The organism is Sandaracinus amylolyticus, from assembly GCF_021631985.1.
Taxonomy (GTDB): Bacteria; Myxococcota_A; Polyangia; order Polyangiales; family Sandaracinaceae; genus Sandaracinus; species Sandaracinus amylolyticus_A.
Genome location: NZ_CP070225.1, coordinates 2,099,495 through 2,120,087, shown reverse-complemented (window position 1 = coordinate 2,120,087; position 20,593 = coordinate 2,099,495). Strand labels below are relative to the sequence as shown.

Annotated in this window: 26 protein-coding genes, 1 tRNA gene and 1 pseudogene; 21 read left to right on the top strand and 7 right to left on the bottom strand. The window is 70.4% G+C overall.

The window, feature by feature from the left end; all coding sequences use genetic code 11:
- Window positions 1-37 precede the first annotated feature (37 nt).
- Window positions 38-319 (top strand): DUF3467 domain-containing protein, encoded by a 282-nt coding sequence (locus tag I5071_RS08685; protein WP_053234796.1) that lies wholly within the window; start codon window positions 38-40, stop codon window positions 317-319.
- Here the strand turns inward: I5071_RS08685 and I5071_RS08680 are convergent, their stop codons facing one another.
- A complete protein-coding gene (locus tag I5071_RS08680; RefSeq protein WP_236604943.1) occupies window positions 320-2,596 on the bottom strand; it encodes a serine/threonine-protein kinase in 2,277 nt (758 codons plus the stop codon).
- Between the two features lie 101 nt (window positions 2,597-2,697).
- Here I5071_RS08680 and I5071_RS08675 point away from each other — a divergent pair, with 101 nt between their 5' ends.
- On the top strand, window positions 2,698-3,219 hold the full coding sequence (locus tag I5071_RS08675; protein ID WP_236604942.1) for a cyclic nucleotide-binding domain-containing protein: 522 nt from the start codon (window positions 2,698-2,700) through the stop codon (window positions 3,217-3,219).
- Here I5071_RS08675 and I5071_RS08670 read toward each other — a convergent pair whose 3' ends face one another.
- A complete protein-coding gene (locus I5071_RS08670; protein WP_236604941.1) occupies window positions 3,220-5,529 on the bottom strand; it encodes an RCC1 domain-containing protein in 2,310 nt (769 codons plus the stop codon).
- Window positions 5,530-5,658: 129 nt separating this feature from the next.
- Here I5071_RS08670 and I5071_RS08665 point away from each other — a divergent pair.
- Window positions 5,659-5,732, top strand: a tRNA-Arg gene (locus I5071_RS08665).
- A 160-nt stretch (window positions 5,733-5,892) separates the two neighbouring features.
- On the opposite strand, the pseudogene I5071_RS46970 reads toward I5071_RS08665, so the two are convergent.
- Window positions 5,893-6,780, bottom strand: a pseudogene (locus I5071_RS46970) (tyrosine-type recombinase/integrase); the annotation flags it as partial.
- On the opposite strand from I5071_RS46970, the gene I5071_RS08655 reads away from it, so the two are divergent.
- Both I5071_RS08655 and I5071_RS08650 read left to right on the top strand, forming a co-directional pair.
- Window positions 6,730-6,951: a hypothetical protein gene (locus tag I5071_RS08655; RefSeq protein WP_236604939.1), complete on the top strand. Its 222-nt coding sequence runs from the start codon at window positions 6,730-6,732 to the stop codon at window positions 6,949-6,951. The pseudogene I5071_RS46970 and the gene I5071_RS08655 overlap by 51 nt on opposite strands.
- Before the next feature lie 212 nt (window positions 6,952-7,163).
- On the top strand, window positions 7,164-7,364 hold the full coding sequence (locus I5071_RS08650) for a hypothetical protein (RefSeq protein WP_236604938.1): 201 nt from the start codon (window positions 7,164-7,166) through the stop codon (window positions 7,362-7,364).
- An 8-nt stretch (window positions 7,365-7,372) separates the two neighbouring features.
- Here the strand turns inward: I5071_RS08650 and I5071_RS08645 are convergent, their stop codons facing one another.
- Together I5071_RS08645 and I5071_RS08640 are read right to left on the bottom strand one after the other, a co-directional pair.
- The gene (locus I5071_RS08645) at window positions 7,373-7,804 is read right to left on the bottom strand and encodes a hypothetical protein (protein ID WP_236604937.1); all 432 of its coding nucleotides are present in this window, start codon (window positions 7,802-7,804) and stop codon (window positions 7,373-7,375) included.
- Between the two features lie 61 nt (window positions 7,805-7,865).
- The gene (locus I5071_RS08640; protein ID WP_236604936.1) at window positions 7,866-8,513 is read right to left on the bottom strand and encodes a hypothetical protein; all 648 of its coding nucleotides are present in this window, start codon (window positions 8,511-8,513) and stop codon (window positions 7,866-7,868) included.
- 89 nt (window positions 8,514-8,602) lie between these two features.
- On the opposite strand from I5071_RS08640, the gene I5071_RS08635 reads away from it, so the two are divergent.
- The 16 genes from I5071_RS08635 (at window position 8,603) to I5071_RS08560 (ending at window position 19,834) form a co-directional block, all read left to right on the top strand.
- Window positions 8,603-8,833, top strand: a complete 231-nt coding sequence (locus I5071_RS08635) for a helix-turn-helix domain-containing protein (RefSeq protein WP_236604935.1) — start codon at window positions 8,603-8,605, stop codon at window positions 8,831-8,833.
- Window positions 8,834-8,984: 151 nt separating this feature from the next.
- On the top strand, window positions 8,985-9,431 hold the full coding sequence (locus tag I5071_RS08630) for a hypothetical protein (protein WP_236604934.1): 447 nt from the start codon (window positions 8,985-8,987) through the stop codon (window positions 9,429-9,431).
- Window positions 9,428-10,660, top strand: a complete 1,233-nt coding sequence (locus tag I5071_RS08625) for an RAD55 family ATPase (protein ID WP_236604933.1) — start codon at window positions 9,428-9,430, stop codon at window positions 10,658-10,660. Before I5071_RS08630 ends, I5071_RS08625 begins: the two co-directional genes overlap by 4 nt.
- A gap of 271 nt (window positions 10,661-10,931) precedes the next feature.
- Complete coding sequence (locus I5071_RS08620) at window positions 10,932-11,510, top strand: hypothetical protein (RefSeq protein WP_236604932.1); 579 nt, start codon at window positions 10,932-10,934, stop codon at window positions 11,508-11,510.
- Window positions 11,510-12,907, top strand: coding sequence for a hypothetical protein (locus I5071_RS08615; protein ID WP_236604931.1), 1,398 nt, complete (start codon window positions 11,510-11,512; stop codon window positions 12,905-12,907). The genes I5071_RS08620 and I5071_RS08615 overlap by 1 nt, the downstream gene beginning before the upstream one ends.
- Window positions 12,904-13,308: a hypothetical protein gene (locus I5071_RS08610; RefSeq protein ID WP_236604930.1), complete on the top strand. Its 405-nt coding sequence runs from the start codon at window positions 12,904-12,906 to the stop codon at window positions 13,306-13,308. Before I5071_RS08615 ends, I5071_RS08610 begins: the two co-directional genes overlap by 4 nt.
- Window positions 13,309-13,327: 19 nt before the next feature.
- Window positions 13,328-13,534 carry a helix-turn-helix domain-containing protein gene (locus I5071_RS08605; RefSeq protein ID WP_236604929.1) on the top strand — a complete coding sequence of 69 codons (207 nt, stop codon included), beginning with the start codon at window positions 13,328-13,330 and terminating at the stop codon, window positions 13,532-13,534.
- 138 nt (window positions 13,535-13,672) lie between these two features.
- Window positions 13,673-14,251 (top strand): hypothetical protein, encoded by a 579-nt coding sequence (locus I5071_RS08600; RefSeq protein ID WP_236604928.1) that lies wholly within the window; start codon window positions 13,673-13,675, stop codon window positions 14,249-14,251.
- A gap of 26 nt (window positions 14,252-14,277) precedes the next feature.
- The gene (locus tag I5071_RS08595) at window positions 14,278-15,387 is read left to right on the top strand and encodes a hypothetical protein (protein ID WP_236604927.1); all 1,110 of its coding nucleotides are present in this window, start codon (window positions 14,278-14,280) and stop codon (window positions 15,385-15,387) included.
- Window positions 15,388-15,399: 12 nt separating this feature from the next.
- Window positions 15,400-15,591 (top strand): hypothetical protein, encoded by a 192-nt coding sequence (locus tag I5071_RS08590; RefSeq protein WP_236604926.1) that lies wholly within the window; start codon window positions 15,400-15,402, stop codon window positions 15,589-15,591.
- 3 nt (window positions 15,592-15,594) lie between these two features.
- A complete protein-coding gene (locus tag I5071_RS08585; protein ID WP_236604925.1) occupies window positions 15,595-15,891 on the top strand; it encodes a hypothetical protein in 297 nt (98 codons plus the stop codon).
- The gene (locus I5071_RS08580; protein ID WP_236604924.1) at window positions 15,888-16,118 is read left to right on the top strand and encodes a hypothetical protein; all 231 of its coding nucleotides are present in this window, start codon (window positions 15,888-15,890) and stop codon (window positions 16,116-16,118) included. The genes I5071_RS08585 and I5071_RS08580 overlap by 4 nt, the downstream gene beginning before the upstream one ends.
- Window positions 16,115-16,357, top strand: a complete 243-nt coding sequence (locus I5071_RS08575) for a hypothetical protein (protein WP_236604923.1) — start codon at window positions 16,115-16,117, stop codon at window positions 16,355-16,357. Before I5071_RS08580 ends, I5071_RS08575 begins: the two co-directional genes overlap by 4 nt.
- Complete coding sequence (locus I5071_RS08570) at window positions 16,357-16,788, top strand: hypothetical protein (protein ID WP_236604922.1); 432 nt, start codon at window positions 16,357-16,359, stop codon at window positions 16,786-16,788. The genes I5071_RS08575 and I5071_RS08570 overlap by 1 nt, the downstream gene beginning before the upstream one ends.
- Window positions 16,785-17,039: a hypothetical protein gene (locus I5071_RS08565; protein WP_236604921.1), complete on the top strand. Its 255-nt coding sequence runs from the start codon at window positions 16,785-16,787 to the stop codon at window positions 17,037-17,039. Before I5071_RS08570 ends, I5071_RS08565 begins: the two co-directional genes overlap by 4 nt.
- Window positions 17,039-19,834 carry a hypothetical protein gene (locus I5071_RS08560; protein WP_236604920.1) on the top strand — a complete coding sequence of 932 codons (2,796 nt, stop codon included), beginning with the start codon at window positions 17,039-17,041 and terminating at the stop codon, window positions 19,832-19,834. Before I5071_RS08565 ends, I5071_RS08560 begins: the two co-directional genes overlap by 1 nt.
- Before the next feature lies 1 nt (window position 19,835).
- On the opposite strand, the gene I5071_RS08555 is transcribed toward I5071_RS08560, so the two are convergent.
- Together I5071_RS08555 and I5071_RS08550 are read right to left on the bottom strand one after the other, a co-directional pair.
- A complete protein-coding gene (locus tag I5071_RS08555) occupies window positions 19,836-20,282 on the bottom strand; it encodes a hypothetical protein (RefSeq protein ID WP_236604919.1) in 447 nt (148 codons plus the stop codon).
- A gap of 95 nt (window positions 20,283-20,377) precedes the next feature.
- Window positions 20,378-20,557 (bottom strand): hypothetical protein, encoded by a 180-nt coding sequence (locus I5071_RS08550; RefSeq protein ID WP_236604918.1) that lies wholly within the window; start codon window positions 20,555-20,557, stop codon window positions 20,378-20,380.
- Between the last annotated feature and the right edge of the window lie 36 nt (window positions 20,558-20,593).

Sequence of the window (20,593 nt, the reverse complement as noted above, 5' to 3'; positions counted from 1 at the left end):
CCCATGGCCCCTGTTATAGTCGCGCGGAGAGCTCACGATGGATCAGCAGAATCCGCCGAACGCACCGCCCGCGGACATCACCATCAAGGCCGAGGACGAGGTCGCCAAGGGTCGATTCTCGAACCTCGCGCAGGTCGGCTCGAGCTTCGACAGCTTCGTGCTCGACTTCGCATTCGTGCAGGGTCGCGCGGGGTGGCTCCTCAGCCGCATCCTGCTCTCACCGGCGCACGCGAAGCGCTTCCACGCGGCGCTCGGCGAGACGCTCGCGCGACACGAGGCGCGCTTCGGCCCGATCGAGCCTCCGCCGACGATCCAGTGATCACGGCGTGACGAGGATGCGCTCCGAGGTCGTTCCCTCGGCGAGCCGCACGCGACGGATCACCGGCGCGCGTCCCGCGATGCTCGCGCGGACCTCGACCTCCTGACCGACCTGCAGGCCCGTCACCTCGATCGGCGCGGCGCCGCGCATCACGCCGTTCACCATCACCTCGGCGCCTGGCGGATCGGTCTCGACCCGCAGCGTCGCGGGCAGCGGCGCGAGCACGACGAATTGCCGCAGTGGACCCTCGGTGGGCGCGAGCTGCGCCGCCCACGGCTGATAGCCCGCCATCGCGACCTCGACGCGATACGAGCGTCCGCTCTCGATCCCATCGGCGATCACGATCGGCGTCACGCCATCGACGGGCCGGCCGTCGATCGAGACGCTCGCGCCGGTCGGCGAGGAGATCACCTCGATCGCAGGCGGCGGAGGCGTCCCCAGCACCGCGATGACCGCGAGCACGCCGAGGACGACGACCGCGATCGCCGCGATCGCGAGCATCGCCGATCGTCGCGCCCCATCCGGCGGCTCGAAGCCACCGGTCGCGCTCGGCGGGCTCGGCGGCGGCGACGCGAACGGATCGACGCTGCCCGTCGGCGCGGTGAACACCGGCGGCGAGGCCGCGACGCTCGGAGGCGCCTCCCACGGCGCGCGCGGCACCGCGCTCGGCGAGGGTAGAGGCTCGATCTTCGCGACCGGCGGGGGCGGTCGCGGTGGCGGCGGCGCGGCTCGTTGCGCGCTCGCGGCCTGCGGCGGCGCAGCGTTCTGCGGGACCTTCGCGGCCCACTGCACGTTGACCTTCCCGCGCTCGCTCTGCGCGAGCTGCGCGCCCTCCGGCTTCGGCGCGACCGCGAGCAGCGCCGCCGCGAGATCGCCGCCGTCGACGAGCGTCGCGTCCTGCTCGCTCCAGTCCTCGTCCTTGAGGCGCGTGGGATCGTCCCACTCGGGCGCGGAGTGCGTGTCATCCGTCGAGTCGTCGGGCACCTGCCGCGGCGACGTCGTCCCCATCTCGCGCACGGGCGACACCCACGCGCCGCTCGGATCGACGAGCGGCGCCGTGACCTGATCGCTGCCCCCACCCGCCGCACGCGGCGATGCAGCGCGCGTCGGCTCACCCTCGACGTTGCGACGGCGGGGCGGGCGCAGCGTGGGCCGTCCCGGTTCCTCGGCCGGCTTGGTCACCCGCTGCGCTCGGCGGAACGGCAGCACGTCGTTGCGCGTCGCGTCCTCGTCCTCTTCCTCGCCGAGCTCGAAGAGCACGCTCTTCGACTGCGCCTCGGGCGGGAGCGACTCCTCGACCGACGGCAGCTTCATGATCGCGCTGTGGCGCTGCACTTCGTTCGGGAAGAGCGTCCCCATCAGCTCCGCGAGGCGCGCGGCGGTGAACGTCGGGCTCGACTGATAGAGGAACTGCGTGAGCGCCTGCGCCATCTCCTGCGCGGACTGATAGCGATCCTGCGGCTCCTTCGAGAGCGCCTTCATCACGATGTCGGAGAGCGCCTTCGGGATGCTGCGACGGCGCGTCTCGGGCGGCGCGACCTCGACCTTGCGCACCTTGTCGAGGAGCAGCGGGACGTTGTCCTCCTGGTACAGCATCCGTCCCGTGAGCAGCTCGTAGAGCACGACGCCCGTCGAGAAGATGTCGGAGCGGTGATCCATCGGATCGCCCCACGCCTGCTCCGGGGACATGTAGTAGTACTTGCCCTTGATCACACCGGCTTCGGTCTGACCGCTGCGCAGTGCGGCCTTCGCGATCCCGAAGTCGACGATCTTCACCTCGCCCGCGTACGAGATCAGGACGTTCTGCGGAGAGATGTCGCGGTGCACGATGCCGAGCGACTGGCCCTCCGCGTCGCGCTTGCGGTGCGCGTAGTCGAGCCCGTTGCACATCTCCGCCGCGATGTGCGCGCAGAGATCGATCGGCATCGCGCGCTTCATCTCGGTCGTCCGGCGCATCACGCGATACGCATCGGCGCCCTCGATGAGCTCCATCACGATGTAGTACGTGTCGTCGATGCAGCCGAGATCGAACGTCTGCGCGATGTTCACGTGCGTGAGGAGGACGGAGATCTTCGCCTCCTCGACGAGCATCTGCACGAAGTGCTCGTCCTCCGAGTAGCGCGGATGGATGACCTTGATCGCGACGACCTTCTCGAAGCCTCCGAGGCCCTTGGTCTTCGCGACGTACACCTCGGCCATTCCGCCGACGGCGAGTCGCCGCGTGAGCGTGTAGGGCCCGAACGGGCGAGGCAGGTCGAGCTCTTCGTCGATCGCCAACGGAACGGACGGAGTCTACCGGGAGCGAGACGTCCGGCGGAAGCGTGATGCTACGCCCACGATGCTTGCCGCACCTCGATGCCGGTGAGAGGATGCCGACCATGAGCGACACGCGCGCCTCGATGGATCGGGTGGACCCCGCGATGCTCCGAGAGGTCGGCCTGTTCGGCGGGCTCGACGACGAGACGCTGGGCGTGCTGTGTCGCGAGCTCCCGGTCGAGCGGGTCCACGTGGGCACGCGCGTGGTGTCGGAGGGTGACCCGGCGCGCGAGATGTTCGTGGTGCTCGACGGTGAGCTCGAGGTGCTCAAGCGCACGCGGACCGGCAGCGAGATCCGCGTCGCGATGCTCGGCCCCGGCGGCTGGTTCGGCGAGATGTCGATCCTCGACGTCCAGCCGCGCAGCGCGAGCGTGCGCGCCTTGGCGCCGAGCCGCGTGATGCGGCTCAGCGCCGAGAGCGTCGATCGCCTGCTCTACCGCCGCGACCTGAAGGCGTACTCGCTGTTCGTGATGAACATCGCGAGAGAGCTCAGCCGCAGACTGCGCGTTGCAGACGGCATCCTCGCCCAGTTCGTCGGCACGATGGCCGACGAGTACGTGACGAAGACGAAGTCCGGCGGCTGATCACGTCCCGGGAGCGAGCGTGGGCACCGACGTCGCCTCGTCCCGAGTGCCACCGTTCCCCAGCTGACTCACGTAATTCGACCCCCAGCAGCGTACGGCGCCGGACTCGAGCACGGCACACGTGTGATTGCCTCCTGCGCCGAGTGATCGGATGTCGCCGAGATCCAGCACCGCGACGGGCATCGCTTGGTCGAGCTCGTCGCTGTCATTCCCCAGCTGGCCGTAGTGGTCCGAGCCCCAACACTGGGCACGCCCGTTCGACATCAGCGCGCACGAGTGATTCGACCCAAGCGCAAGCGCGGCAACGCCAGTGAGCCCCTGCACGGCCACGGGGACCGCTTGATGCGCGCGCGCGACATCGTTTCCGAGCTGTCCAGTATCGTCCGCGCCCCAGCAACGGACTGCGCCCGACGCGAGAAGCGCGCACGTGTGAGACGCGCCCGCGGCAAGCGCCACGACGTCCGCCAGCCCAGCAACAGCGACCGGCGTGGGTCGGTTCGACAGCAGAGCGTCGTTCCCCAGCTGGCCCAGCTCGTCATGCCCCCAACATCGAACGGTGCGGTTCGAAAGCAGCGCACACGTGTGCGCGTACCCCGTCGCAATCGCGGTGACGCCACTCAGGCCGGCGACAGGTACCGGAGAGAACTGGCGCGTGTTCGCAGAATCGTTCCCGAGCTGCCCGTACGTATCGTCTCCCCAGCAACGCACGGTGCCACTCGACAGCAGCGCGCACGTGTGATCGCCGCCGGCGGCGATAGCGATCGCGTTGGGTAATCCGGACACCACGACCGGCACGGCCCGATCGGACGCTACGGTGTCGTCGCCGAGCTGTCCGCTCCGATCGAGGCCCCAACAGTAGACCGTCCCACCCGCAACCAGCGCGCAAGTGTGTTGGTAACCCGCGACGATGGAGGTGACCGCTCCGAGGGCACTCACGGCGGCGGGCGCGGTTTGAGTCGCGGTGGCGAGGTCGTTCCCGAGCTGTCCGGCTGAATCGGCGCCCCAGCACGCGACGTCGCCGGCCTCACGCAGCACGCAGGTATGGAAGTGGCCGCCGTCGACGACGACGCCGTCGTTGCACCCGGATTCGGCGCACGCCCAGCCGCAGACGTCGTTGCAAGCGAGACAGTGATTGGCAGTTCCGAGACGAGTCTCGCAGCCATTCGTCGAGACCGAATCACAATCGCGATAGCCGCTCGTGCACGAGGTCACCACGCATGACCCCGCACTGCAGCCCAGAGTGGCGCGCGACGCCGTGCCGCAAGACATGGCCGCGGAACCGTCATCAGCCGCACCGTTGCAGTCGTCGTCGCGACCATTGCAGCGTTCGGCGATCGGGTCGACGCGACCAGAGCACGGCGCCCACGTTCCTGCGGACGAGCACATCTGCGTCCCTCGTCGACACTCGCCCGCCGAAAAGCCCCCCTCGCACGCGCGGGAGGTCCCCGCGACACATTCACATCCATCATCGACCCCGTCGCGGCAGTCTTCATCGCGGCTGCCGTCGCACACTTCCGTGCCGCCCGGACGACAGGCTGCGCAGGAATCGTCGCAATCCATCCCGCGCGCGACATAGCCAAGCGGCGCAGCGCAGGCGTGCAGCGTCACGCTGGGACTGCCGTACATGTCTCCGTCGGCGTCACGATAGAACGTCGTCGTTACCGACTCGTCGGTGTGACCGTCGCAATCGTCATCGAGCCCGTTGCAGGTCTCGTCGGCCGCCAAGACTGCGCCCTCGCACTCACCGTACACGCCGTCCACGCAGGTTTGCGTGCCGTAGCGGCACTCGCCGACGTCCGTGGCCCCGCACTGCACGGGCTCGGAGCCGGGAACGCACGTGCATCCAGCTTCGGCCTCGTTGCTCGAGCCGTCGCAGTCCTCGTCCTTCAGCTCGGCATCACAAACCTCGGTGCCCTCGGGGCCGCACGACTCGCAGTCGTCGTCGCAGTCGCGATCGTCTTCGACGTAGCCGTCGGGCGCTTCACATGCGCTCGTCGAGCTCGCGCGATCGCCGAAGCCATCGCCGTCCGCGTCACGATAGAAGGTGCGCTCCGCGCAGCTCCCCGCGTCGGGCGCTTCGGCATCATCCGGACCCGCGTCGCCCCACGTCATTCCGTCGAGCGGAGCGGCGCTGCCATCGAGATGGCAGAGCCCGTCGCGGTACTCGCCGCCGTTGGGGCACACGCAGATGCGGCGGTCGGGTGCTTGGCGAAGCAGCTCTCCGCACTCGAGCGGTGTCTCGCACCCGCCGGCCAAGGCGCTCATCGCGAGCAGGAGCAGTGGGCAGATCGAACCCGGACGCTGACGCATGACGAGTCTCCGTGAGGGACTGTGTGAGATCGTGAGTGGATGCGGGCAACCGCGAGCCCCACATCGACGCGACCTCACCCGCGTTGCGTCTTGCGTCGCGACGCACCGCGCAGTACACCGCTCGTCCTCGGGCTCTTAGCTCAGCTGGATAGAGCGTCGGCCTCCGGAGCCGAAGGTCACAGGTTCGAATCCTGTAGAGCCCGCACGGTTTTTCGCGATCGAGCGTGGACCGACGTGGACCGAGGCAGGGGCCATCGAGGGCCCGTCGGTCGTCGCCCTCGCAGCCTCCGCGAGCATGTCCATCGCCCGCTTGACGTAGCGCTCGGTGACGCGCTGGTCGGAGTGCGCGAGCATCGTCTGGATCTCGTGGAGCGACCACGTGCGGCCCCAGGTGCCCAGCGCGAGGTGCGTCGCCGTCGTGCCGCGGAGGTCGTGGAACCGGATGCGGCGAGCGATGCCGGCGCGGGCGAGCGCAGAGGCCCGCAGCGGGCGCCCGGTCTCGCGCTTCTCCGCCCACCCGAAATCGTGGTGCTTGTTGTAGCGGAGCCGCTCGCGCGTCGGGAACAGCCATCGGGCGCCCTTCGATGCTGCGAGCTGCTCGCGGAGGATCGGCGCGAGCCACGGCATCACCGGCACGCGGTGGGACTTCCCGTCGGCCTTGCTGATCCAGGCGCGCACGTGCGGCCCCGGGATCTCGCAGTCGAGATCGACGTGCTCGCGCTCGATGTCGAGGATGTCGTTCAGCCGCAGTGCGAGCCCGATGGCACACGCGTATGCGCGTCGATCGACGCGAGCGATCTCCTCGCACGCGAGCAGCCGATCGATCTCGTCGGCGCGCAGCCAGTCGTCGGAGAGGTCGCGCGCGCCCGATGCGCTCGGGGCGGGCTTCAACGTCGCGGCGGGGTTGCTGGGGATGATGCCCTCGCTCACCGCGCACGCGAGCACCGCCTTGACGATGCGGAGGACGTGCTTCTGCGTCTGCCTCGAGATGGGCTTGCCGGTCGGACGCTGGATCGTCTTCCGGCCGTCCTCGGGCTCGATCGGGGTCTCACTATCACTTTGTGACAGTGAGCGCCGCCGGTAGCGCGCGCCCGCGTTGGCGGGCCGCTGCTCGAGCACGCGCGACCAGATCGCACGCGGCTTGATCGAGATGGCGCGCACCGACTCGCGCGCCCGCAGCCACACGCGGAAGCGCTGCAGGTGTTGCAGGTCGACCGCGTCGATCGCGAGCGCGGCGAGCGCCGACGTCATCACGTGCTGGCGCCAGAGCGAGCGCTCGTTGCCGGCGTTCTTCACCGTGACGCGGTGCTCGGAGCCGCTCACCTCGCGATCGTCGATCTTCTCGAGGCCGTAGGGCCCGAACGTGACCGAGCTCGGCGCGACGATGACGCCGGCCGCGACCTCGGCGCGCCAGCCGCGTAGACCGGCCTCCGCGAGGGGGCGCGTCGTGTAGATGCCGACCGTGCGCCGCTTGCCCTCGACGGTCACGCGCACACGCCAGCGGCCCGACGGGAGCATCTCGATCGAGCCCTCGGGGATCACGGCTCACTCCTCTCGATCGTGTCAGCCATCCACCGAAGCGCGTGCACCACCTCTTCGCGCGTCGCGTCGGGGCGGCGCTCACTCCACCAGCGATGAAGGTGGCCGCCGAGGTGACGCGCAAGCGCGGTCGCCGGGTCCCGCCGCGTGGGCCTGTTGTCGTGGCGACCGATGTTCGTGGTGTCGAGAACTACGACCTTACCGGCGCGCTCGGTGAAGTAGACGCGACGCCCCTCCGCTTCGCGCCGCGCCCGGTCGGCGCGCTGCTCGGCCGTGGGCCCCTGACTTTGACGTGACTGCATAGTCATCGCCCTGCCCTCCCGCGGACAACGAGACCCATCCGACGAGCAGCGGCGCGGGCGGCGGCGCGGTCGTGCTCGCTCACCTCGATCGTCTCCGCGCGATCGGGACGCTCGCGTCGACGGCGCGTCGCGCGCGTCTCAAGCACGCGGACGACGATCGCCTCGATGGCGGCGAGATCCTCGGGCGTGAGAGCGCGCGCGGCCACGTCGTGCCGACCTCGTCGTCCCGCCCACCGTGCGAGCGTGTCCACGACCTCGCCGAAGCTCACCGGACGATCGAGTTCGTGCGCCGCGCCTGCGATCGCGGCGGAGACGAAGACCGCTGGCTCGTCACCGTTGCTCTCTCGGAGCTGCTCGCGGCGCTCCCAGACCCCGCGGGGGATGAGCGTCATCCCAGGGGGCACGCCCTCATTGACTTGGAAGCGGCGCTCCATCGGACCTCCTGTGCTCAGGGCACGAAGAGGTTGTAGCAGACCAGTCTGTCTTGACGCAAGCCTAGTCTCGTTTGTCCGGGTCTCCCGCCTTCGGGTCTCGCAGCTGCTCTCGCAGAGCGCGAGCGCGCTTTTCGTGCAGCTCGGCTCTGTGTTCCATCCCGCTGACGCAGAGCTGCACGAGCTCGTCCGCGTACATCAGCATGGAGACGAGGTCGCCCACGGACGCGCCCTCTGCAAGCGCGCGCTGGGCGTAGCGGGCCATGCGGCTCTGGAACACGAGAAACTCAGCGAGCGGCCTCGCGTTGTGCAGGCCGTTGGGGTCGCTCTCGCTTCGCTCAGAGGCGCGGATCAGCCGCTGCATCTCCTGGAGATCGTCCTGGATGTCCCGCACGAAGAGCGACGCGAATGCCTCGGCCCGACCGACCTGCGACACGTGGGCGGGGTGGTCGGGTCTGACGTGCTCCCGATACGAGCCGCCGACCGACTCGCGGGTGAAGAACGCCGGATCCAGCCGCAAGCCTTGGATCGCTCGCTCGATGACGCCGTTCCCGATGTTCGTCCGCTCTCCAGCGTGGACCTTGGCGACGTAGGTGGGGTGAACGTCCAGCAACGTGGCGACTTCGACCTTCCAACCGTGGGCGAAATTGCGCTCCTCTCCGAGCTGCTGGACCAGGAGCGCATAGCGCTCTGACGGGAGGTTCGGGCGCACGGCCGGACAATAGCCTGGTCCGGCTTGCGGCGCGACACGCTGGATCGGATAGTAGACCAGTCCGGTTTCGGCTGGCGGAGGTCTACATCATGGCGAGCAATCGAGAGAAGCTCCGGGCGTTCCTGTCGACGCGGGGCATGACGACGGCAGCGTTCGCCGAGCGGGTCGGGGTGCGCCACGCGGCGACCGTGAGCCTCTGGACGACCGGCGCGCGGACGCCAGGGCTCGCGACTGCCGCTCGGATCGAGCTCGCGACCGGTGGCTTCGTGCGCGCCATCGACTGGGCAGTCGCGGTCGACCAGGGCCCGCAGGCGGCGTGATCTCGATGCAGGTCGACGGAAATGCGACGGCCGGAGCTCGCCAAAGCCCCGGCCGTCTGAATCGTGGTGCCCACCACCACGGCCGCCCCAGCAAGAGCAACCGCGCGCTCGTCGTTCTGATCGACTCGGGCGCGCTCGTCAAGGAGCACCCGTGTCCGCCACCGATGTGACCGACACCGGACGCTGCTCGTGGTGCAGCGCGGACACCCATCCTGACGACGAGCTCGTGTGCACTGCGCCCGCGGTGTGCGGTGGCTTCTGCGAGGAGCACGCCCACGACGCCGAGCGCGAGATCGCAGCGGAGCGGCTCGCCGAGGCTGAGAGCGACGTCATCCGCAGCATCTACCTGATTCGCGCGATCGGCTGCGACCTCGAGCGTTGGCGGACCTGCATCGCTCGGATGCGCAGCGCTGCGAAGCGCACGATCGCGCTGTCGCTGATCACCGGCGAGCAGCTCGATCCCGATCACCGGCGCCTGCGAGACCGCATCACGGCGCTGAACCCCATCGAGCCGGCGAGCGCCGCCGACTACCGACACCTCGACGCGCTGCGCGCCTACTGCGCCCGCCGCGTCCCGAGCGCGAGGAGCGCAGCGTGATCGAAGATCCCTTCCGCCCAGCGGGACAGCAGGTCTCCGCGAGCGCGATCGATGACGTGCCGTGGCCGACCGACTCCGACGGCTTCGCGCCGCACGCGAAGCGACTGCTCGCGCCACCGGCGAAGGTGCAGCCCCCGAAGGCGTGGCGAACGCCAGCGGCCCGGGCGCTGTCTCTCGGCTACGCGGGCGAGCGCGTGCCCTTCGGCATCACGACGCTCGACGTTGCGATCCGAGGCGGCCTCGTGCCCGGCTCGTTCGTCATCGTCATCGGCGCACCTGGCGCGGGGAAGACGACGCTCGTGGTGCAGGTCGCCCGCGAGCGCTTCGCCGACGGTCACGCCGTGGCCATCCTCGCGGCCGACGAGAGCGCAAACGGACTGCTGATCAGGTGGGGCCAGAGTCTCGGCATCCGGCGCGAGGACCTCGAGCGCGCTGACGACGACGCCCGCACTGTCCTCGCCGAAGCGGTGGACTCCGATCGGCTCGTTCTCGTGGACGCGGCCGAGGAACGTGACGCGACCGTTGACGCGGTGGCCGAGCGACTCGCCGCGCTCGCGAAGGACACGGGGCGGCCGGGGCTGCTGATCGTCGACTCACTCCAGACCGCGCGCTCGATCACCAGCGAGGCGGCCGAGAGCCCGCGCGAGAAGGTCAACGCGGTGATCGACACGCTGCGCAACGCCGCTCGCGCACACGGGCTGCTCATCCTCGCGACGAGCGAGATGGCGCGCTCGGGCTACCGCGGGGGCGGCGTGCCCAACTCCGACCCGCTCGCGTCGGGGAAGGAGACCGGCGCGATCGAATACCAGTGCGACGTGCTGCTCGCCCTCACGACGCCGAAGGGCAAGCCATCCACCATCGACGCACTGGTGCCCAAGAGCCGGCTCGGCGGCACGGGCACCACGTTCCGCCTCGAGATCGATCACGCCCGCGCCAGCGTGAGCGAGGTCGACGTGCCGGACGACGAGGGGGATGGGGACGACGACCGAGACGCGGTGCACGCCGCACGCGTCGAGGAGGTGGGCCGGGCTCTCCTGCTCGCCCTCGCGCGTCACCCCTCCGACGTCGTCGGTCAACGACAACTCCGCGCCCTGGTGCGTGGTCGCGACGCGGTGAAGCAAGACGCCATCGCGTGGTTGCTCGCTCACGGCCGGATCACCGGCGGAGGGCGCGAGCCCTACCGGGCAGTCGCAGCGCGCGGTGACGACTCGGACGAGGGGGCGGCGTGATGCTCTCGGCAGCGTGTGCCCAGCGTGTTCCCACCGTGTGCCCGGCACACGGTCGTGTGAGCGTGTGCCCGTGTGCCCGCCCCCTTAGGGGGGCACACGGATCACGGCACACGGTGTCGGCGGCCGTCGCAGCCGAGCGTGTGCCCGCCCGGGTGGGGGCGGAAAAAGATGACGGGTCGATCCGCGGTGCGACTTCCCCCTCGCACGATCGCACCCCTGATCTGGATCTGCGAGAGGCTCCCTCGCCCTCGATCGCCCCGGAGAAGTCGCGATGACGGCGACACGGCGCCCCGAGGGGGCGGCAGTGGACCGGAACGACGTCGGCGGCGAGTCGGAAACCTTACCGCCCCGGGGCGGCAAGGTTTCGCCTCTCACGCCCACCCAGGCGCGTCTCGCGGAGCAGATCGCGAGGCTCGCGGCCCTCGGGCACACCAACGCCGAGATCGGCGCGAAGGTCGATCGGAGCGAGCGCCAGGTGCGATGGCTGCGCGCTCACCCCGGCTTCGCCGCGGCCGTCGTCGCCGCTCGCGAGGCACTGCGGGCCGAGGCACTGCTCGAGGCCGAGGCGGGACGCGTCGAGGCGGTGAAGGCCGCCCGCGCGGTCCTCCGGCGCTTCAACGAGGGCGGCGAGCCGGTCGCCGAGGCCGTCGTGATGGCGGCTGCGAAGCTGGTGATCGCCGCGGGCGCGCCGCCGAGCGAGACGCAGCGGGCACGCGCCAGGGCCCTCCTGCTCTCGCAGCTCCCGGCCGACGTTCGCGAGCGCGTGCTCGAGCACCTCGATGCGGGCGAGGCGCGCGTGCTGCGTGCGATGACCGACGCCGAGCTTCTCGCGCTCGCGGGGGAGCCGTGATGCTGGTCGGTCGAGCCGCCGCTCGCGCCGAGCTCGCGCGGCGCCAGCGCGCCGCCGAGACGTTCCGCGCGTTCAACGAGCGCCTCGATGGGCGACCCGTGCCGCCACATCTCGACGGGCTCGTGGACGAGCTGCAGGAGGCCGCTGATCGCCGCGACGCTGGCGAGTGCTCTTCGATCGTCGTCACGATGCCGCCCGGCTTCGGCAAGTCGACGATCGCGAAGCGCTTCGCGGCGTGGTGCTCGCAGCGGTCCGACGAGGGCTTCCGCACCATCCTCCGCAGCTACTCCGCTCGCCTCGCTCGCTCGCACGTCTACGACATCCGGCAGCTCGTCGCCGAGCACACGGGCCGCTCCATCGACCCGACGCAGCGGAGCGCCGGCTTCTTCCGAGTGCTCGGCGGGCGCGGTTACGTGCTCGCCTCGGGCCTCGGTGGCGGCACGGCGACCGGGTTCCGCTGCGACCTCATCTGCACCGACGACTTCTGTGCTGACCGAGCGGCAGCCGAGTCCGCGACCATCCGCGAGCGCACGATCGACTCGCACAAGAGCGTGAGCCGCACGCGCGTCGACGTGCCGTGGATCAACCTCGTCGTCTCCACGCCGTGGAACCCGAGCGACCTCACCGCGTTCTGCATCGCAAACGGCTACCGGCACATCCGCATCACCGCGCTCGACGATGCCGGCGAGTCGACGTGGCCCGAGATGCACCCGACCCCGGTGCTCCACGCAACGCGAGACGAGATCGGCGCGCGCGACTGGACCTCGCTCTACATGTGCGAGCCGATCGCGGCCGAGGCGCAGTCGTTCCGCGACGTCGTGCTCGTGGATCGCATCACGATCCCGAAGCCCGAGGAGATGCGGATCGCGATCGCGATCGACCTCGCGTACTCGCTGAAGGCCTCGGCCGACTTCAGCTGCATCCTCGCGCTCGGCTACCACCCGCCGACGCGCCGCTACTACGTGCTCGACGTGCTGCGTGTGCAGTGCTCGATCGACCGCTTCGCGCCGGAGCTCGCCGCATTCTCCGCACGCTACCCGGGCGCGCCGATCGGGTGGGCTGCGGGTGGCCACGAGGCCGGCGTGGTGCCGCTCCTCGAGCGCGAGGCGCGGTGCCGAATTTGCGTGATCACCACGCGCGAAGACAAGCTCAGCAGGGCGCAGCCCGCGGCGGCGTGCTGGTCGCGCGGCGAGATCGCGGTGCCCCGCGGCATGCGCTGGACGAACGACTTCGTCCGCGAGGTGACCGCGTTCCCCCACGGGAAGAACGACGACGCGGTGGACTGCCTTGTGACCTCGCACTCGATGCTTCGCACGTCGAGCGGCCCGCGAGGGCGAGCGCGAGGAACCGGCGACGGCTCGGCGGCAGACCGCCTTGGAGGAGTTTTCGCAGCATGACCACCGGAGATGAGATGACCGACCACGACCACGACCCCGAAACGCTTCGCAACCACACCGAGGATCTCGCGCAGAAGTTGAGCGACGCGATCGACGGGATGGCGGTAAGCCCGCTCCCGCTGCGCGAGCGCATCCGCGACGCGGCCGACACGTTCTGGCCGATGATCGGCGAGGCGCTGCCGACCGAGCTCGCAGCTGCGCTCAATTCGATTCGCGACCGGCTGACCGTTGCGACGGGACCGCAGGGCAGCATTGCGGCGAGCGCGGCGCAGCTCTCGGACGACGACGCCGAGGAGCTCGCCCACGACTTCTGCAAGCTGCGCGACGATGCGATCGAGGCGCTCGCCGACATGGACGAGGCCGCGGAAGAGCTGCTCGACGCCGTCAATGGCCGGCCATGAGCGCCGAGGAGACCAACTCATGACCGAAGTCGAACGAGGGTGGATCGGCGCCGACGGGAAGCCGCGCGCAGGCGTCGACGTCGCCGAGGCTGCGCGCGTGCTCGGGCGCTCGACGCGCCATGTGCGGCGCCTGATCAGGAGCAAGACGATCCCCGCGTGGCAGGTCACGCCGAAGGGCCCGTGGCAGGTCGACCGCGAGTGGTTGCTCGGTCCCGACGCGGCGTGATCGACGGACGCGGGCGGACACGACGGACCCAACATCCGTGCCCCATCGCGATCGACGCGCAAGACAAGTGATCGGGCCCGGCGCGCATCGACCTCTTCGGCGTGGTCGACGGCGCGCCGGCCCCACACGGAGCCCCGCATGTCGAACCGCACCGCCCTCGAGATCGAAGCCGCGCGCTTTATGCGCGCCATCGTCGACAAGCACCCGACGATCGCTCGGATGTCCGAGGAGTCGCGCGCGCACCTCGCGCGCCGCCGCGTCGAGATCCTCAACGACAAGCAGCTCGGGTACTTCCTCGCGAACCAGCGGATGGCCGCTGCGCTCGCGCCGCACATGGAGCGCGCTCGCGCGAAGTACCCCAACGAGCCCGAGCACCGGCTCTACGCGGTCGCGACGCGCGAGCTCCGCCGCGTTCGCCCGAACATCGACGCCGAGGTGCGGTCGATCGCGACCATCGCGCCGGTGACCACGGCGAGCACGACCACGGCGCGTCACGCGGTGCACCCGTCGAAGCTCCCCGACTACGCGGTCGCCGATCGCGTGATCGCCGCGCACTTCCCCGATCACGCGAGCGAGTCGTTCCGCCACTTCGCCTACTCCGCCGTGCTGCGCGTGCGCGAGCGGCGCCCCGACCTCGGCGGCACGCCGCAGGCCGAGGCGGTCCGCGACGCCGAGGTCGCAGCCGAGATCCGTCGTCAGCTCCGCCCGCGGGGCTGACTCCCACCAACGCCGAGGAACGCCGAATGAGCACGCCGAATACCGCCTGGACTCCGACCCTCAAGCCCTCGCTCGCGTGGCGAGCCGCACGCCGCATCGGCGGCGATGATGCTGCGCGAGCAACGCTCTCCGCCGGCACCGACGCCGCGCTCGCGTGGAGCGAGATCAAGGCCGAGCACGACATCGCGCGCACCGCGCTCGAGGCCGGCACCGTCGATCTGCACGGGGTCGTGACCCGCGCGATCGCCGCGGCCCGCGCGATTGATCCGAAGAATGCGATCGGGGGCGAGCTCGCCGCCGCGTTCGAGAAGAGCGACGCGCGCGCGCTGATGATGCTCGCGCCCCGTGCGCACGCCGGGCTCCGCGCCGGCAAGGCGACGCGCGCGCTCACCTGGGCAGCGGATGCCGCGCTGCTCCTCGCGACCGGTGAGGTCGACGACGCTACCTTTGCAGCGCTCGAGGCGCTCCGCGAGGCGAGCGAGGCCGGAGCACCTGGCGCCGTCGAGCGCTGGCGCGACGCGCGAGCGATCCCCGACGCGTTCAACCCCTACTCGCTGATCGAGCTCGTCACCGAAGATCTCCCGCCCGAGCAGGAGACGATGGGCCGCCGCTTCGTCGGCTATCGCCCGCTCGTCCAGGGCCTCGACACGGCGACGGCGCTCAAGGCGCTACGCATCCTGGTCGACGACTGCGGGGACCCGCTGACGATCGGGGCGTGCTCGACGTATCGCCCCGGCCTTTGGTCCGGAAAACTCGACGAGGTCGGCGCGTACGTCGGCGGGTCTAACGACGGCGTGCGGTTCGCGATCGTCCCGCAGCTCGGTCACGCCGCGTGCTGGTCGCGCTGGATCGAGGCGAGTCTCGACCCGCAGGGGCTGCGCTGGCGCGTTGCCGCCGGAGCGCCCGGCGCCCGCACCGGGGCGGAGAGGGAAGCTCTGCACGAGGCGATCGAGCTCGCGCTCGAGGGCGTCGTCGAAGGCACTCGATGGGCGCGCGCGTGGAGCGCAGCGAGCAAGGCCCTCGACCGTTATCACCTCATCGGGCTCGGGAATAGCCGCGATGCGGAGGGGTGGCGCGCCTCGATCAACGGCGACCCCGACGTTTTGGAGCAGCGCTTCCGCGCGATGCGCCGCTGACCAGGAGACCACATGCGAGTTCGAATCAACCACCACTTCCTCACCGGCGCCATCAACGCGCAGCGCCTGCAAAGCCTGCTGCGCTCGTCGGCGCAGAACGCCGCGGAGCGCGAGATCGTCGTCCACGACAACCTCGGCACCGCGCTCGTCAGGCAGGGCATGGCCGTCGTCGTCGACGCCGAGCAGCCGCTCGACCCGGAGTGACCGATGCGGATCAAGATCCTCGACACCGTCTCGATCAACAGCTTCGTGCTGTGGCCCTCGCGCGTGGTCACCGTGTCGCCCTCACAGGCGCAGGGGCTCATCGCGAAAGGCGTCGCCGAGCAGACGACCGATGCACTGACGATCGGGACGCGCGCCGGTCGGCCGGATGCGGCCTTCGACCGCTCGATCCTGTCGCGCGAATCGGCGAACGGCTGGCCGTTCGGAGAGCCGAGCGACGGCGAAGCCATGCTCGCTGCGCTCGTGGAGCAGGACGCGCAGCGTCGAGGGCCGCGCCCGTGACCCGCATCCGCATCGAGCTGCACGCGGACTACCGCGACCGCACCGGCGTGCTGCACCCCGCAGGCGCGACGATCGAGTGCGATCGCGACGCCGCTCATCGTCTCTGCGCCCTCGGACTCGCGGAGCCCGCGGCCGAGCTGCCGATGATCATCGATCGCCGCGCGCGCCACGCCGTCGAGCGCGTGCACCCCGTCGCGATGTCGAGCACGCCGCGGGTGCTCGCGTGAGGATCGAGCTCTGGAAGTGCTCGGACGGCCGGCACGAGGTCGCGATCACGAACCAGCACTCGCGGCCCTGCTACGTCGTCGAGGCACGACGTATTCGGCACGCCGATGCACTCGAGGCGCTCGACATCGGCAGCATGCATCGGCGCATCTACGACGGCGCGCACGCGTCCGCGCTCATCACGCCTGATGGGTGGCTCCGTCGGGCGTACCGCGTGCTCGCGCAGAACGAGGCCGCGTGATGTTCATCAACGCCCGCGCCCGCCAGCGCGCACGCGCGAAAGCGAAAGAGGCCGAGCGTCAGCGGACGATCGCGAAGGTCGCGCAGATCCTCAACGCGAAGCCCGGCGAGGACCTCGTCGAGGTCTTCCGGAAGCGCTGCGAGGACCGACGCACCGCCGACGCCGCGTGGAGCGCCGCGGAGCGCGCGCAGCAACGCGCCGACGTGGAGCGCCGACTCGGCGTCCTCGTCGTCGCGCACGGCGAGCTGCGGCTCTATCGACGCGCCGAGCACGCCCCTCCGAACGCGCAGCGCATCGCGACCCACGACGAGCTCTCGCGCGCGATCGCGACGTCGCGCGGAGGGCGCGTCTACGGCCACCACAACACCAGCGCGCCGATCGACGCGCGCACGCTCGAGGCGCTCGCGGCGCCGATGCTGGAGGCAGCGTGAGGCCGCACAGGGTGTTCGCCGCGCTCCTCGGCGACGTGGTGATCGAGGTGATCGTGACGACCGCCCGCGGCGGCTTCGACGTCGAGCCCCCGCTCGAGAAGCGGCAGATCGGCATCGCCGAGATCGAGGCGTACGCGCAGCGCGCGCAGCGGTGCGCGCTCTACCTCAGCGGGCACCCGAAGCCGGTGCTCGTCGCACCGAGGGCATGGCTTGAGGCTGCGCGGCGCGCGCTGCGCGCGGGGGTGGCGTGATGGGCACGTGGCAGAACGTGATCGCGACCGGCGTCGGCGGCGATGGGGTCGAGTTCAGACTCGTCGTCGAGGGCGCGCCCTTCGAGTTCGTCACCTGCGAGGAGATGAGCGGCGCGTGCACCGAGTCAGGGCAACTCGGCGTGCGCCGCGTCAACGGCCTCCTCCGCGAGAGCGTGGGATTCACCGAGAGCGCCTACCTCGCAGGCGCGAAGATCGACATCGGCCTGTCGCCGCTGCGCATCGTCGAGACGCCGGGCGCCGACCTCGACGCAGCAACGTCGATGTTCACTCCGATCCCGCAGCCCCAGGCGTGGCTCGCAACGACGCTCGGCCCCGACCCGTTCACCGACACGACGGCCGTGCTCAACAGCACCGTCGGGCTCGCGGAGGACGAGTATCTCCACCTCGACACCGAGGTTGTGCGCATCGCGTCGATCAGCGACAGCACGACGGCGATCGTCGAGCGCGCGCAGTGGCGCACGACCGCTCAGCGCCATCCCGTGGAGGCGACCGACGGCACGCCGAGGATCCGCGCGCTGCGCGACTTCCCGAGCACGTGGATCGGGCGGCGCATCTGGGTCTATGCGCACGGGGCCGACGAGCTCGATGTGGGCGACACGGGGACGCTGATCTTCCGCGGCGTCATCCTGAACGACCCGCAGCTCGAAGGCGGCGAGGCCACCACGTGGATCATCAACATCGACTCGCGGTGGTCGATCCTCGCGCAAGAGCTCGGCGCGGAGCTGGACGTCAAGCGCCAGGTCGCGGGGGTCTACTACCCCGGCGCGTACGCCTACACGATCTGGGTGCGGCGCAGCCTCTCGGACCTGTCCGCTGACGCCTACGAGGGCGACGTCAAGATCCAGATCTGCGGCTTCTACCGCACGAACAAGGACTTCTGCGAGGCGCTCTGCGCGGCGCTGAACGCCGACCCGACGATCGCGGGCTGGGGCTTCGTCTTCTCGTACACGGCGGACGCCTCGGCCTGGCAGCTGAACGTGCGCGTCCCGAGCCCGGCGCGGTACCCGAAGCTTTTCGGCGGTGGACCGGTCGACGGCTACTTCAACGGCCGCGTGGGCGAGCTGGTCGATCCGCTTGGCGCGGGCCGCATCCTCGTCGCGCTCGACAGCGTGGCCGCGAACCAGACCTACACGGTGTTGTGGGGCGACGACATGAGCGTCGCCGCGTTCACGCTCCCGGCCGGCCTCTTCGGCGAGATCGCGTGGGGCTTCGCGGGCTGGCGCCCGCCCTTCGTGCCGCTCGCGGACATGCGGCGTGAGCCGCGCACGATCAACGCGCCGTCCACCGGGTGGGCGCACTCGAGCGCCGCGGACGTCGCGTCGTTCCCGACGACGCGCGTGCACCTGAACTCCGTCAGCGGCCTCACCGCGAACGCGACGCTCCTGATCTCCGAGCTCGGTGCAGCCGAGGACGTCCCCGCGCGCGCCTTCCAGATCGACACGGTCGACCCGTCGACGGGCGGCGTGGTCTGCGAGGGCGTGCGCCCGCTCGGACTGCTCGTCGCCGGCACGCAGTCGCAGACCATCGCGGCGGCGATCAAGTATCCCGCCGCGTCCGAGGGGACGACGTTCGCCGGCTTCCGCGACGAGCTCGTCGCCGCAGCGCCCGAGGTGGCCAACGTCGGCGGCGCGCCGTTCGTGCTCGACGATGATCTCGCGGATTGGACCGCGGTGGTTGACGAGATCGTCAACATCCAGCCGCACCTCTACGGCGAGCGCCAGTACGCGTTCCGCGAGGGCGTGCGCCTCGACGATGTCCTCGAGCACGAGGCGATGCTGCACGGCGTGTTCTTCTACCTCGACGCCGATTTCAAGATCGCTCTGCGCCCGCTGACGATCGACACGCAACCTGTGCCGGACTCGCACGTACTCAGCAACGCGGGCGGCACGCTGCTCGACGTCGACGGCTTCGGCCAGCTCACGAGCGGGAGCGACGGGAACGTCAACGTGGTCGAGTTCAAGCTCGGCTATGACCCGATCGAGGGCAAGCACACGCGCGGCTCGATCCGCGTGCGCAACGTCGAGGGCATGAGCGAGGCGCGCAAAGAGCGCGTCCTCGAGATCGCCCCGCTCTCGTCGTTCTACGTCGCGGGCGAGCGCCTCACCACCGAGCGCGCGATGCAGATCGCGAACCCCGTGCTGACGCTCTTCGGCGGCGCGATCCGACACTACTCGTTCCCCGTCTCGCTTCGGCACTTCAACGTGCTCGTGGGCGACTCGGTGCTCATCTCGTCGGACGCGATGCCCTACAACGGCGCGCGCGCCGTGAACGACCCGACCGGGCTGCGCGGGATGCGGGGCGCGCGAGCCATCGTCGTCGGCCGCGACTGGTCCGAGATCGCCAGCTGCGTCGGTCGCCTCACGGTGCTGATCACCGGGGTCGACCTGCCCACGTACGCGCCGAGCGGCTCAGTGAACAGCGCGTCGGGCTCGGGCACGTCGTGGACGCTGACGCTCGCCGGGACGTACTACGCGCCCGCGGGAAAGACCGACGCGAGCTACTTCCGCGTGGGTGACGCGATCCGTCTGCACGAGTGGGACTCGGACACGCCGACGCAGCGGAACGGCACCATCACCAGCATCGCCGGCAACGACATCGGCGTGACGCTGACGTCGTCGTGGAGCGGCACCGGCGGCAACGACTACGTGCTGCTGTGGGACTCCGCGAACGTCGCGACGGCGAGCCAGCGCGAGCGGCACGCCTTCATCGCGGGACCGGACATGCGGATCGACGATGGCGCCGACGGGGTCCCGGCTCGTCGGTTCGCCCCGTGAGTCAGGGAGCGCGCGCGCCCTCAAACTCGACGGTGACGGTCGTGTCGTCAGGGCGCTCGATCGTCACTCTCGCACGCAGCCGCACGCCGATCTGTAGGTCGAGATCGGCGTCTCGAACGAACGCCGATACTACAGCGCCGCCTCCGGTCTCGCACTCGGCGATCCGGTCACCGAGATTGAAACCCCATACGCGTCGGGGGTCGCCCTCGATGGGCGCGTACGGAGCGTTGAACGTGCACCCGTCGATCGTGACCACCGCATCCGCCGTCGGGACGATTTCCACGACCGCATCGGACACCGTCATCTCGACACCGTCGACGCGCCGCACGAGCTCGCCCACGTAGGTCTCGACTGTGTTGGCCGGCGCGGCGTCCGGCTCGACCACGCGAGCCCCGCCGTCGCCGCACCCAACCAACACCAGCGCCACGAGCCCGAGTGTTCCGCGCATCGCCCCTCCGAGGCTGAGCGTAGCGCGTCTCAGCGCAGACACGGCGATGAACGCCGTCCGTTGTGATCATCACAACAACTGAGGGGATGAGCCCCTCAGTTGAGCGCGGACGCGAGCGCGTCGATCTCCACTTCGGTCGGGTCGCGATCGAGGGCGCTGCGCAGGAGCCACCAGCACACGCCCCAAAGCGCCGCCGCACGCTGCTCGTCCTCGGGTACGTCAGGCACGAACACGGTGCGCCCGAGGACCGTCGGCGCGCCGTCGTAGACGCGCACATCGAGGCCCTGCCACGTCTCGCAGCCCTTCGTCGG